The organism is Nocardioides eburneiflavus (assembly GCF_004785795.1).
GTDB lineage: Bacteria > Actinomycetota > Actinomycetes > Propionibacteriales > Nocardioidaceae > Nocardioides > Nocardioides eburneiflavus.
The window spans coordinates 630,150-642,973 of the sequence record NZ_SRRO01000001.1 but is presented as its reverse complement, the minus strand read 5'-3'; the positions used below and the strand labels follow the sequence as shown (position 1 = coordinate 642,973).

Here is a 12,824-nt window from a genome sequence, read left to right as displayed (position 1 = left end):
TCACGTCGCGAGCAAGACCTCGACGAAGGTCCGCGCCACGGACCCGGCATCCACGTCGACCACCACGTCGACGAGCTGACCGCCCGGCGTCTGGACGAGGTGGCCGCCGGCCGGTCCGATCCGTCGGGCCTCGACGCCGAAGAGCTCGGGACAGGTGAGGAGCACCAGCGCGCCGGCGTCACCGACGAGGTGCGACCTCCGCGCGGCCAGCAGCTCGCCCGCCAGTCGGGCGGCGGCCCGGTCCGACGACCCGAGCCGCTCGACGTCGCCCGGGAGCACCGAGACCTGCTCGAAGACGTCGCGCACGTAGAGCGTCGTCGGGCGCCCCGACGCCAGGGTCCGCGCGGTGGCCTCCGGGTCGTGGCCGGCGTTGACCTCGGGCGGGTCCTCGACGGCCAGCGTGCCGCCGACCAGGACGACCCCGGCGGCCGACGGCGCCAGGCCCGGCAGGTTCGTCATCGGCGCCAGTCCCACCAGGGTGAAGGGACCGGCTGCGCGGACGTCCCGCACGAGCGACTCGACATCGGCGGCCGGGGCGGCACCGGGCGGCACGGCGACGCCGCCCAGCCCGTCCGGGCCGTGGTCGGACGGCGCAGTGCGCGGACCCTCGCCGGCCGTGGTCCGCGACGCACCCACCGCGACCGGAACGCCGGCGGCACCCGCGAGGGCGAGCACGGCCGCGGAGTTGCGGGCCGCCACCTCGACGGGCACGTTGCCCGCGACCGTCGTCACCCCGCAGAGGTCGAGCGTCGGGCTGGCGACGGCGTACAGCAGCGCCAGGGCGTCGTCGATGCCGGTGTCCACGTCGAGGACCACCCGCGTCGGTCGCACCACCTGCTCACCGTACGTCCTCCGCCGCCAGCAGATCCGCCGCCAGCAGAATGCCCTGTGGTGCGGGGGCGGAGCGGGTCACGCTGGCCGCATGACGATCACCACCTCCGACCGCATCGAGGACGAGCTCGTCCGCCGCCTCATGCACCAACGCATCATCGTGCTGGGGGAGGAGCTCGGCGAGCGCAACGGCAACCGGCTCATGCACCAGCTGCTGCTGCTGTCCGCCGAGGACCCCCGCGCCGACATCAGCCTCTGGATCAACTCCCCGGGCGGGTCCGTCTCGGCGATGCTGGCCATCCACGACGTGATGCGCCTGGTGCCCAACGACGTGAGCACGATCGCGATGGGCATGGCCGCCAGCGCCGGGCAGTTCCTCCTCTCCGCCGGCACCCCCGGCAAGAGGTACGCCCTCCCGCACGCGCGCGTCCTCCTCCACCAGGGCTCGGCCGGGATCGGCGGGACGGCCGTCGACATCGAGATCCAGGCCGACGACCTGCGGCACACGCGCGACACCGTCCTCGGCCTGATCGCCGAGCACACCGGCCAGGACCGCGACACCGTCGAGCGCGACTCCCGCCGCGACCGGTGGTTCAGCGCCGAGCAGGCGCTGGCGTACGGCTTCGTCGACCAGCTGGTCAGCAGCATCGACCACGTCGCACCGGGGCGGACGCACTCCCTGGGCCTGGCAGGTGCGCGATGAGTGGCTACACGATCCCGTACGTCGTCCAGCAGACCCCGCGCGGCGAGCGCACCCTCGACCTCTACTCCCGGCTGCTGTCCGAGCGCATCATCTACCTGGGCACCGAGATCGACGACGGCGTGGCCAACGCGGTGATCGCGCAGATGCTGCACCTGTCCTCGGAGAACCCCGAGCTGCCGATGAGCCTCTACCTCAACTCCCCGGGCGGCTCGATCTCCGCGATGCTCGCGATCTACGACGCGATGCAGTTCGTGAAGCCGCGCGTGGAGACGGTGTGCGTGGGCCAGGCGGCGTGGACCGCGGCCGTGCTTCTGGCCGGAGGCGCGCCCGGCAGCCGCGCGATCCTCCCGCACGGGCGGGTGGTGCTCCACCAGCCCGCGACCCAGGGCCGCGGCACGGTCCCGGACCTCATCCTCGAGGCCGACGAGGTCGCCCGGGTGCGGCTGGTGCTCGAGGAGATCCTCGCCGAGCACACCGGGCGCACCGCCGAGCAGGTCCGCCAGGACACCGACCGCACGCTCGTCCTCCCGGGACAGGCGGCCGTCGACTACGGGATCGTCGACACCGTGCTGCGCGAGCAGGCGCCGGCGCTCGCGTGAGTCACCAACGTAGGCAGTTCGCGGCCGAGACCTGCTGATCCACGCTCAATGGCGCAGACGCCCTCGGCCAACTGCCTACGTTGCGCGGGGCTCAGGCGGCCAGGGCCAGCGCGTCCGGCCGCGCGACGCGGGTGGCGAGCTCGCGGACGCCCAGGTCGAGGGCGCCGGCGATGGCGTGGAGCATCTCGGACGAGGGGTCCTTGAGCCCGCGCTCGACCTCGGAGAGGTACTGCATGGAGACCCCCGCCCGCCCGGCGACGTCGACCAGCCGCTCGCCGCGCTTCGTACGCTCGCGGTGCAGCTCGCGGCCGACGAGCTCGCGCCACAGCGGCTGCGGAGCCTCGGCGGGCTCGCCGGCAGGTCGGTCGGGGAACCGCAGGATCTCGCCCATGTGCCGAACCTAGCCACCCCGGTGTGCCCGGGCCCACCCGTTCCGCTCACAGCGGAACGGACTCCGCGCGCGCACCGGGCCTTCCGGCCCACCCGCCACGGGCCGTACGGACCTGTCGCGGTCACGCCGGCAGGGCGATCGTGGGTGACATCGACGAGAGACCCGGAGGTCCCGATGCGCACCGACCAGTACATCCAGCACGACTGGCCGCCCGCCGTCTTCCCGCTCATGCTCCTGGCCATGGCGGTGTTCGTCGTCATCGGCATGGGCGTGTTCCTGATCGGCGCCAACCGCGAGCTGCGCGGCTTCACCGCGCGCCACGCGCCCCGGGACGCACAACAGCCCGGTCGGGACGACCGGGCTGCTGGACCTGCGCGCCTGTAGGGATTCGAACCCCAAACCTTCTGGTGCGATTTCGGGCTCTGTCGAGCGCGACACCGGGAAGTGCCAAAACCCGCTCTGACCTGCGGAAACAGTGCTTCCAGTGCGGGTCGCTGCGGGATGGTTTGGAGCGTTCTGGGGTGGGGTTTATGTCGAGTAAATGTCAAGCATGATGGCTGGATGGTCCGCTCAACGACAGGCGTCTGGCGGGTAGGTGCCAGGCACTCCACCTCGTTCCAGAGGTGCGGCCTGGTCTCCGCGGGGAGCCGTGCCCACCTGGTGGCCATGACCATCACTCCCAACCACTCCGGACTCGAGCGACTCCTCACTGTCGCCGAGCTGTCCGACTATCTGGGCATCCCCGTCGCCACCCTGTACGACTGGCGCGTCGACGGGGTCGGCCCCCAAGCGGTCAAGCTCGGCCGCTCCCTGCGTTATCCCGAGTCCTGCGTCCGCTCTTGGATCGAGGGGAAGCTCCGTGGTTAGGCCGATCCAGCCGCTCGGCACCTACGGCGTGATCACTGTGAGGCGCACGAAGAGTGGGTATGTCGCCAGCACTCGCTTCCGAGAGTTGACCGGTGCCTACCGGCGGGTGAGCGCCAGTGCCCTGACAGCCACGACGGCGGAGAACGAGCTCAAGGTGAAGATCGCGCGCGGGCTGCCATCGGCGGAAGCGGGTGATCTCAACGGCCAGACCAAGCTCACGGAGGTTGCCGAAGTCTGGCTCGAGGAGATCGAGCAACGCCAGGAGCACGCGCCGCAGACGATCGAGGTCTATCGCGACATCGTCCGGCGGATCATCCTGCCGGCGGTGGGCGAGCTGCGGCTCAGTGAGCTCACGGTCGGCATCCTCGATCGCTTCCTCAAGGCAGAAGCCGCCCGTGGCTATTCGCGCGGACGCCACGCCAGGGTCGTGCTCGCGCAGATCATCGACCTGGCGGTCCGCCACGATGCGTTGCCGCGGAACCCGGTGCGATCCACCGCGCCGCTGCGCCGGTCGCGGTCGGAGATCCGATCGCTGACACTCGACGAGCTGGCCGAGATTCGCCGCATCGTTCGCTCGCATCGAACCGATTCCGGGCTTCCAGGCCCGCCCCCGGATGGTCAGCTCGCCCAGCTGTTCGAGCTCATGCTTGGCACGTCAGCGCGAATCGGGGAAGCCTTGGCGGTCCGCCGCTGCGACGTGGACCTCGATGGCGGTCAACCCCTCGTATCGATCACGGGCACGATCGTCTACGTCCGCGGCCAGGGCTTCCTACGCCAGCCGCATCCCAAGCACTCGAGGTACTGGCGCACCGTCACCGTCCCGAGCTTCACCGCCGACGCGCTCCGTGACCGCCTCGCCGTGACCGGCGAGATGGATCCCGAGCAGACGATCTTCCACACTAAGGCCGGCGCGCCCCTGAGTCCCGCCAATGTACGGCGCTTGTGGCGCTCGATCCGCGACGCGAACGCGGACCTGTTGCCCGAGGGCATGGACCTCGCATCGGTCGTGCCTCACACGCTTCGCAAGACCGTTGCCACCACGCTCGACACGGCGGCGGGAACGGACTTGGCCGCCGAGCTCCTTGGTCACTCGTCTACTGCTGTGACTCGCGCGCACTACGTTCAGCCCAGGAAGCTGGTCGACCCGAGGACGGCGGCGATTCTCGAGTCGCTGCGGCCACAGGAGCCTGAGGGTCCCGGTCCCGGTCCCGGTCCCGGGCTCTGAGGGTGGGTACTACCTGCAATCCAAAGCGTTCTACGGTCCTGCTGATTCAGCATGACCAGCGTGACCTGCGGGGTTGATGCTTTGGACCTGTTGCCGAACGCTCGGACTCATGCCGCTCGAGCGCGGAGCGCAATCGCGGCAGCGTTCATGTAGCCAGTGTGCGCGACGAGGGCACCATTTCTCGCCCGTCCTGTGCGCCCGTCCTGTGCGCCCGTCCCCAGACGGGCGCAGGAGCGCCGAGAGCATTCGCGCAGATCCGCGGGGGCCGCCAAAGTTGATGCCCTCGGTTCAGGCCGACTTGAACACCGTGTCCATGTGCCACGTCAGGGCTTCGCGCTCGGGTCGCAACTTGCGGTACGCGGGCACCGAGATCGTGTGCCCGACGCGTTCCTGTTCATAGAACTCGACCCCGTTGCCGAACTCCGACTTGAGGCGAGGACTCACGCGCAGTCGGAAGCGGTCGTCGACGCCGAGGTACCCATCGTCGAACAGCTTGTGTACGTCGCTGCGTAGCAGCATGCCGTTGTCGACTCGGTGGATGCCACCATCCCTGACAGGTCTGATGTGGGCCGCCTCCAGCACCGGCTCTATCCGTGATCCGGTGATCGCGCAGTGGCGCTGATAGGCGCCGAGAACGAGGGCCTTGAATGCTGACTGGCCCACTCGTGGCGTGGTCAACCGAGGAATCCCGACGACGGGCCCCGCGACGTCGAGCTGCAGGTCGTCTGGCCACACGAGGTCTGGTCGAGCAGTCGTCTCGAGCTGCCCGAGAGCCGAGGCAATGTGGTCGTTGGTCGGCTCGGTCAGGTCGTATCGCTTGTACCGCTGGATCCCGCCTCGGGAGAACTCCGGGGGCGCTGGGAGGTCGGCTCCGCTCGGCGCGAAGAAGATGTTCCGCAGCAGGATGCAGCCGATGACCGGATCCGGGTCCCAAGCCTTTCCCTGGCCCTTGCGGTAGCCATTGACGTCTTCGAGGACCTGGGCCTCCGTGGCGCGGCCGTTTCCCTCTCCGAAGAAGCGCCATGCCTCGCTGACCCGTAGGGTCACGAAGCCGCTGAGGAACCCACCGCCGACGATGCGGTCGTGGGGTGCGTGCGTCTTGAACAGCATGGGTTCGCCGGTCGTGAGTGCACGGAAACCGATGCTCGATGGCGTCCAGAAGTTCGCCTCCGTGAGGTGCGGCCGCGCGCTGAGGAAGTCGGACCACCGCTTGTCCGTGACGGCGACGACCGCATGCACGCTCGCATTCAAGCACTGCGCCCGCCGTCATGGTCTCCGATTGGGAACCGCAGCCTCCACACATCTCGTAGGTGTCACAGACCCTCCGCCCGTCCTCACCCCATTTCGACATACACCTCTTGCAGAACGAGGTGAAGCGGGCGGCCGCGCCCCACGCCTCTACGAGACGGGGATGAGAAATCGCAGTCAAGACGCGGACAGGACGGGCGGCGTGCGACACCTGTGCAGTGACGGGGCGACGGGAATGAGGAGGATCATGCCGCTGAGCAACCCAACTATCCAGGCCAACGACGACTGCCGGGGCCAGGGATACCCCATGGAGTTTGACCACGACAGGGCCCCAGCGTTGGTCGACTCCGCCGGCGTCAATCACCTGCTGTTGAAGGGCCACGCCCGCCAAGCCGCGCCTGCGCGATTGCGGGACCCGCCGCCAGTCAGACAAGCTGGCTCGCGCCTTGGCCGATTCGCGCGGGTTAGCGCCGATCACACTGAGGCGGATCACGCCGACTGGTCCGAGAGGTCGGGCGATGGCCCCCGATCGTGCTAACTCCGCAGCTCACCCCTGGCGCGTCCGCCTGTTCGCTCCGACGGTGTGACGAATTGGTCTCGAGCGTGGGTCAGTGCGCCCAGAATGACGCAGAGATTTGTGGAAGTAGCTAGGCTTCCGGCTCCTCGAGATCTTCGGCGTCGTGGTTGTCTGCGAACCTCGTGATCGTCCGGAGCTTCATCATGTGCGAGGTGCCTTTAGCGGTGAGTCGCCAATAGGTCGCCTTGTCGGCGACACCGTGCTTCTTGTCACTCACATCAATCAGGCCGAGTGCCTTGAGCTGGACCAGCACATCTTCCAATGAGTTGATGTCAGCCTTCGCGCTCCGAAGGACACCCCATTCGTGTCCCTCAGGTTGCTCGTCGTACCACTCCTGGACGATCTCTCTGCCCAGGCTGGACAGTCGATTGTGCAACCCATGTTCATTCGCCTCGTCCATCATGCTCGGAGCTAGGTATGCGAAAATTCGATCCCAAGTTGCTTCGAAACTCCCGCGAGCGGCGCGCTCGCTTCCATAGATTTGCGCGCTACCTGTCGGCCAGTACTCGAAGGAGAGCGCGATCGCATACTCCTCGTCGCCCTCGGCGAGGTCGTCCAGGGCGAGAGCCTGGTGGACGCTCTTCTCAGCGCTCAGTTCCGCAGTCAGTTCTGCCACCTTGGCCCTAAGTTCGGCCAGTTCGATGACGACTTCAGACGTCATCGCGTTCTCACCGCGGACCCACCCGGCAGCCGGATGGCTCTTCCTGGTCTGCATAAGAGCCAGCGCGACTTTTCCTGCCAAGTCGTCGGGCGTGGTCCAGTACTTCACCATCCTGGTCTCGACCTTCGCACGGAAGGCATCAAGCTTCTTGCGCATCTCGCCGTCGAGATCAGTCTTGTCCGCAATGATCTTGCCCGGCTCCCCATGGAGAAACCCCATGACAGGCTTCTTTTGCTTCACTGCGTAGTCGAACTCCATCTCCGTATACGAGAGCTGCTCTACCTCGTCCACGCTTCCGTATCGGCCGCCGACGATGACTACGTAGTAGTCGCTGAGTTCGATGACACCCTTGATCAGGTCGAACTTGTCGTTGTCTGACGCAGGGAAGAGTTCCATCCCAGCGGGCAGGCAGTCGGCCTCGAGCAGCGTCTGAAGGACCGCTCGACGCTCATCTATGAGGTCCTGAAATGTGGAACTGATGAACACTTGCTCGCGCTTCTCGATGGTCACGAAGGCAGCCTAGTGATCCGACCGCACGTGAGGTCGTGCGTCGCCGCCGTCGACACGCCGCTCTCGGGCGTTTTTGACCCCGGTCGAATGCGAGTTGATCATGAAGCCTGCCGCGACCCAGGTGGCCCCACCGAAAATGTGGGTCAGATCAAACTGTCACCCGTTCCCGCGGCAGTCCCCAACAAGGCATAAAGCCAGTCGTTCCGGGGGTCACACTCGCGGTCACCAACCACAGCCCAGCACCATCAGGCTGCGTTGGCGATCCTCACAGTCATCCGCCGCCTGAAGGCTTCACCCAGCAGCCGCTCATGCCGAGATGGATCTGTTGCTAGCGTCAATCTCAGGATCACAACACTGCGAAGAGGTAACCGTGAGCAAGCGCGAGGACTCGTACCTGGAGCCGCACGTGTTGAGACCGACCATCACGTCTGCGGACTACAACGGGGAACCGCCCCCGCCGCAGCTGGTCTACGAGATGCAGACGCCTGAGGCCAAGCAAGCGGCTGACCTGCTGGCCGTTCAGCGCGACCTCGAGTTCGTGTGGGAGTCGCTCGACATGGTGCAAGACCTGCCGCGCGATCGGCGCGACTTCACCCTCGTCGTGACCCGCGCACTCTGGACAGCCGCGCTGATCACGTACGCCCGCTGCTTTGGCAAGGGTGGTAAGCGCACCAAGCTCACCGAGGACGACGTCCTCCGGACCCCGAACGGTGAGCAGAGCTTGCGTTTCCACCGCGACATGATCAAGATTCGCGACAAGCACATCGCCCACTCGGTGAACGGCATGGAGACGATAAAGATCGGCGCGATGGTGGGACGGCTCCGGCCAACCGACGACGAGGACGTCACTGGCATGGCAGCGATATACAGCATCGAAACTGCTGTCAATGACGAGACCATGGCTAAACTCGCCGACCTTGCCAACGAGTTGCTGAACACGGCTATGGCTCGAGCCGAGGAGATGGCGCCCGCTGTGTACGAGTCCGCCCGAGCGGCTGGTGTGGACGTGGTGAAGACCTGGCCGGAGGTCATCTACCAGCGCGGCCCGGTCGACCCGGGAGTACCTCGCTCCTGACGGAACCACCCCATGTGGTCGTCAACGCCCAGTGCATGGGGTCTGCGATTCGGTGGCGTTCGCGGTACTCCCGCTATCCGGCGCGATGCTTCCGGGAACTGATGGCGAGCCCTAAACCGCCATCCGATTAGCTAAGGCACACCTACCGATTCATTCACTCGATTGCCGAGGTGCCGCGTATCAGCGCGTGCGAGGGCGACTCAGGAGCGGGTACCCGCGGAACCGCACCTCGGTCGCGTTGAGACCAAAGCCAGAATGAGAATGACGCGCTCGCCGAAGCGGATCGCCGCCACCGAAACAAGAGGGAGCCAAGGTTCGTCTTCCCAGTGGAGGCCAGGCTTGCAGCGCGCTCAAGATCGTCCAACCCGATGACGGCTGGACTGAGCACACGTGGGTCCTGCCCCATGCAGCGCCACGTCTCGTCGTTGAGCGACTCCAACAACTCCTGCTCCACCGCGCCCATCACGGGGGAGCCTGCCCCGTTGACGATCAGTGGCAGAACTTGGTTGGGGCGGCCGTACTTCACGTGCTGTGCCCCCGACATCATCCGGTCGAGCGTCTCGTCGATCTGATGCAACTTGTCAACGACACTTACCCGCATCTCGCTGTCTAGGGCGTCGACGCCGCCCGTCGATTGAGCCGCTAGTGATGGCTGCCGATGGACAAAGTCCATAGCGATCCAGCGACGATCCTGCATCCAGATTGCATCGCAGCTCTTCCGGGAGTCAGTTGTAACGGTGGTGGATAGCTCGTCCTCCCAGATCACCCTTGCCCTCCCCCGAGTGGCCTCAGTAATTAGCTCCCTACAACGCCGGTCGACTGCCATCCCAACTTCGCCAGCAAAGTAGCCATACTGGGCAGCGCCATATCTCTGTCGATATGCCTCTGCGATCAGGTGAAACATCCCCGTCAGCGTCGCCTTCTCTCCAACGAAAGCTGGACGGATTGCAAGATCAACCCCGTTCGTAGTACGTGTTATTGGCCGGTTCCGAAAGGCGGTGTACCCCCACAGCGAGCCCGATCCGATGTCCGCGTTCACCGCGCCCCTCAACTGTGCGACGTCTTGCCGGACCGAGTCGGTCGCCAGTTGGAACTGAGCTTTGTTCATCGCGTGGCCCGGCCAGGGGCCCCGAACAGGCGGGATGGTCCCGCTTCCCGCACTCGCAAGGAGCCAGTTGAGAACGAGTGCATTCCAGAGTTCATCCAGCGTGACGCCGAAAGCATCCTTGAGCGCCAGATCGACCCGCTCGCGTGCGAGCGGTGACAGATGCCTCAGAAGCACATCGTGGGAGCGATCAACGTCTCCAATCGACGGTGGATGGCTGAGCCATAGAAACCGGGCCATCTCCAAGGCAATGTCGTCGCTTGCCAACCTGACGGAACGCCGGCGCTCCGCGGCCTCGCGGTGATGCTCTGCGATAACGAGCGACCACTCAACGAGTTTCAACAGGTCCTCTCGCGCCAGTGACGACGGCGTCACGATGACGTTTGACTCTGCCTGGCCGACAGCTAACTGGGCGAGGCGAAGGAGCGGACGAGGGACGATGAGGCGACGTGGCGCGCCGCTCTCACTCTCAAGCTGAGGCAGTCGATGTGCAAGAGGCGTTCCCGCGTACAGACGGTGCACGAAGGCCCAGTGTTCATCGGCGCCGCCACGCCCCTCGGCGCCCGCGAGCAGATAGGCGACACCCGCAAGAACAGGACCGGGGCGCATCCTCCTGAGCCCTGACTGCACGGATTCCTCCGTGCCGGACATGCCGAGCTCTGGAGCACCAATCGCCAATGCAGTGACCTGCAGAGGCAGACCTAGCGGGGAACCGATGCGCATCCCACCATTCTGGGACAGGGCGAGCCTTGGCCGCGGGGACGTACGTCATTGCGCCGCGTACTGTCCGGGGGCGCGACATTGCGCCGCTTGTCGGCAAGACTCGTCTCGCTCATCGCGTGGCGAGGTCGATCAGTATGTTGATCGGCTACGTCTCCTCGGCGAACCATCGAGGCCGCTCCCAGCCGGCAGTCGCCTCGTGGGCACCGAGATGCACGGCCAAGGAGACGATCTGCTCAGTGAGGTCATGAACCTGGTCGCAGGCTGCGGCCAGGTAACTGAAGGCATCTTGGACCTCTTGACCGAACGCATGCACCGCGCTCGGTCCACCGAGTTGGTGACGTCGAGCCAGCGTGTCTTGGTGGGCGACTCGGTTTCGAAGCCGCCGGATCTTCGCCAGCCAGCCGGAGGGTTCGAAGTCCTTCTCGCCGGCAAGTGCGTTGTCGACGTCGAGGATGACGCGCCACACCAAGTCGTTGGTTGTGCCGTCCGCATCGGTGCCGATGGCAGGGGTCTTAAGAAGGTCGCGAGCGTTGTTCCAGGAGTACCAATGCATCGGCAGACGATCGGCCTCCGCCACATCGAGTGCGTTTTCAGCACCTTTGATTATCAGCGCCGTTCCAGCGTCGAATGCGCTGGAGAGACTGTTGAGGGAGCCGTCGAGTGCCATCTCGATGCCCACGAAGCGGTCGTAGTTCTGCTCCTGGCCCGCGACGCGTTGAAGAGTCCGCACGTACCAGTCGGCCGACCACACTCGATATCGCACCCAGGCGATCGCACCTTCGCTTCCAGTGAGGTCAAAGTAGTGCGGGCCGGCAGGCCAGGAAACAGCGCTCGGCGTCGCCCCTAAGCCGGGCCCATCAATCGGCTTCATGGTCATCGCCGACTCCTTCCAGTGGAGGCGCGAGCCTAGAACAGCGTGGCCAAGGGCCACTGCGGTTGCGTCAAACCGCCGCTTGGGTTCTAGGCCAATTTGCTGATGGCTATTCCGACTCGTTGCGCTCGATGACCTCGGCGTTAAGGGACGCGAGGTCGTCTCCGAGTCGGCGCACAATGTGAGACGTCCGCACCATGTCGGACATGTCGGGATCTGGCGGCGCCCCACCCAGCAGTTCCTTGTTGATCTGACGCTGCACCCAGGCGCCGCGCTTGGCTTCCTCGGAATCCGCAGCAGCGTTGTGCCAAGCGCCGACGACCTCGTGGAAGAACGAGCCCAACTTGTCGGGGTTCCGGATGAAGTAGACGAAGAGACCCGCGACGCCCGACGTCAGACCCCACGGCAAGATGTCGTTCACCGCGATGTCGAGGACCATTGGGGACTGCTTAGTCAGGCGGATGCCGTAGGGGCGAGGGGTGTATCCCCTGTCGGCCTTCTCCATCCATGCGGTGAGGCCCTGCTGGTAGGACGTGAAGGCCGTGGCGACGACCCAGGTCGAGTCGAGCACCGTCAGCTGGTGCGCGATGTCGGGGAGGGTGTCGACCTCCCGCCGCACCACGATGGTGAACTCCGCAACGACATCCTCGGCCACAGCAGCCCCCGTCCCTTGTTCGTTGGGATCGCACTCTAGCCGCGCGCGCCCGCTCGTTGATGGAAGACTCCGCGGCATGGATTGGTCGAACGACAGTGCTCCGCTGGTGAGTCTCGCTGCGACGGTAGGGCTGCTTTTCGTTACCTTCTGGTACGCCCGGACGACCAAGGAGATGGCGAAGGAGAGCGCCCGCGCCGCCTCCGCTGCCGAGAAGGCGGCGACCGCCGCCCGCGACGCCGCAACCGTGGCTCAGTCGCAGATCAAGCCCAGTTTCAAGGGTCGCTTGATCCTGGTGTGGGACGACGACGTCAGCGAGCACATTCCGTCGATCAAAATTGATTCGGCCGGTGACGCCGTCGTCGTCCAGCGCGTGCGGATCCGCCGGGCGTTCCGGCGAGCGTCGAGCACGGAGCGCAATAAGAGCGAGCTCTTAGGCGAAGAGCTGGTGCCGATTGACGCCGATTGGGAACTACCAAAGCGGCTGCACAGCGGCGAAGCACTCCTACTCACCCACCCTGCGCTGGACGTCGAATCTGAATGGGGTGCGCTCGATCCGGATCGCCGGGAGCCGTTCAGGCGCCTTCTGCTCGACATCGACTACACCTTCTCCACCGACCAAGACTCCCCGGGCGGAACACGTCAACTCATAGTGGATGCCGACGACGACTCCTAGCGTGCACCTCGTACCCGGTATCCAGCGGGCGCGAGGGTCGCTGATGACCAAGGTTCTCGGACTTCCGCCCACCTCTTCAGCGCGTTCTATGCGGAGCGGGCCGACTATGA

At 65.9% G+C, this 12,824-nt stretch carries 14 protein-coding genes; 7 read left to right on the top strand and 7 right to left on the bottom strand.

Annotated features, from left to right (window positions below):
* Entirely contained in the window at positions 1-834 is an 834-nt protein-coding gene (locus EXE59_RS03030; protein ID WP_168218385.1) for a nucleoside hydrolase, read from the bottom strand.
* Between the two features lie 88 nt (positions 835-922).
* On the opposite strand from EXE59_RS03030, the gene EXE59_RS03025 reads away from it, so the two are divergent.
* Positions 923-1,534, top strand: a complete 612-nt coding sequence (locus EXE59_RS03025; RefSeq protein ID WP_135837572.1) for a ClpP family protease — start codon at positions 923-925, stop codon at positions 1,532-1,534.
* Entirely contained in the window at positions 1,531-2,133 is a 603-nt protein-coding gene (locus tag EXE59_RS03020) for a ClpP family protease (protein WP_135837571.1), read from the top strand. Before EXE59_RS03025 ends, EXE59_RS03020 begins: the two co-directional genes overlap by 4 nt.
* Positions 2,134-2,224: 91 nt before the next feature.
* Here EXE59_RS03020 and EXE59_RS03015 read toward each other — a convergent pair whose 3' ends face one another.
* The gene (locus EXE59_RS03015) at positions 2,225-2,524 is read right to left on the bottom strand and encodes a helix-turn-helix domain-containing protein (RefSeq protein ID WP_135837570.1); all 300 of its coding nucleotides are present in this window, start codon (positions 2,522-2,524) and stop codon (positions 2,225-2,227) included.
* Positions 2,525-2,698: 174 nt separating this feature from the next.
* On the opposite strand from EXE59_RS03015, the gene EXE59_RS03010 reads away from it, so the two are divergent.
* The 3 genes from EXE59_RS03010 to EXE59_RS03000 all read left to right on the top strand — a co-directional run bounded on the left by EXE59_RS03010 (position 2,699) and on the right by EXE59_RS03000 (position 4,616).
* Positions 2,699-2,908 (top strand): hypothetical protein, encoded by a 210-nt coding sequence (locus tag EXE59_RS03010; protein ID WP_135837569.1) that lies wholly within the window; start codon positions 2,699-2,701, stop codon positions 2,906-2,908.
* 282 nt (positions 2,909-3,190) lie between these two features.
* On the top strand, positions 3,191-3,391 hold the full coding sequence (locus EXE59_RS03005) for a helix-turn-helix transcriptional regulator (protein WP_135837568.1): 201 nt from the start codon (positions 3,191-3,193) through the stop codon (positions 3,389-3,391).
* Positions 3,384-4,616 (top strand): tyrosine-type recombinase/integrase, encoded by a 1,233-nt coding sequence (locus EXE59_RS03000; RefSeq protein WP_135837567.1) that lies wholly within the window; start codon positions 3,384-3,386, stop codon positions 4,614-4,616. The genes EXE59_RS03005 and EXE59_RS03000 overlap by 8 nt, the downstream gene beginning before the upstream one ends.
* A gap of 288 nt (positions 4,617-4,904) precedes the next feature.
* Here the strand turns inward: EXE59_RS03000 and EXE59_RS02995 are convergent, their stop codons facing one another.
* Both EXE59_RS02995 and EXE59_RS02990 read right to left on the bottom strand, forming a co-directional pair.
* Positions 4,905-5,855, bottom strand: a complete 951-nt coding sequence (locus EXE59_RS02995) for an HNH endonuclease (protein WP_135837566.1) — start codon at positions 5,853-5,855, stop codon at positions 4,905-4,907.
* Between the two features lie 656 nt (positions 5,856-6,511).
* Positions 6,512-7,612 carry a DUF4062 domain-containing protein gene (locus EXE59_RS02990; RefSeq protein ID WP_135837565.1) on the bottom strand — a complete coding sequence of 367 codons (1,101 nt, stop codon included), beginning with the start codon at positions 7,610-7,612 and terminating at the stop codon, positions 6,512-6,514.
* 370 nt (positions 7,613-7,982) lie between these two features.
* Here EXE59_RS02990 and EXE59_RS02985 point away from each other — a divergent pair, with 370 nt between their 5' ends.
* On the top strand, positions 7,983-8,687 hold the full coding sequence (locus tag EXE59_RS02985) for a phage tail tape measure protein (RefSeq protein ID WP_135837564.1): 705 nt from the start codon (positions 7,983-7,985) through the stop codon (positions 8,685-8,687).
* A 154-nt stretch (positions 8,688-8,841) separates the two neighbouring features.
* On the opposite strand, the gene EXE59_RS02980 is transcribed toward EXE59_RS02985, so the two are convergent.
* From EXE59_RS02980 to EXE59_RS02970, 3 genes are all read right to left on the bottom strand, one after another.
* On the bottom strand, positions 8,842-10,515 hold the full coding sequence (locus tag EXE59_RS02980) for a hypothetical protein (RefSeq protein WP_135837563.1): 1,674 nt from the start codon (positions 10,513-10,515) through the stop codon (positions 8,842-8,844).
* Between the two features lie 145 nt (positions 10,516-10,660).
* Complete coding sequence (locus EXE59_RS02975) at positions 10,661-11,392, bottom strand: hypothetical protein (RefSeq protein WP_135837562.1); 732 nt, start codon at positions 11,390-11,392, stop codon at positions 10,661-10,663.
* A gap of 103 nt (positions 11,393-11,495) precedes the next feature.
* On the bottom strand, positions 11,496-12,041 hold the full coding sequence (locus EXE59_RS02970; RefSeq protein WP_135837561.1) for a hypothetical protein: 546 nt from the start codon (positions 12,039-12,041) through the stop codon (positions 11,496-11,498).
* 76 nt (positions 12,042-12,117) lie between these two features.
* On the opposite strand from EXE59_RS02970, the gene EXE59_RS02965 reads away from it, so the two are divergent.
* On the top strand, positions 12,118-12,714 hold the full coding sequence (locus EXE59_RS02965; protein WP_135837560.1) for a hypothetical protein: 597 nt from the start codon (positions 12,118-12,120) through the stop codon (positions 12,712-12,714).
* Positions 12,715-12,824: the final 110 nt, after the last annotated feature.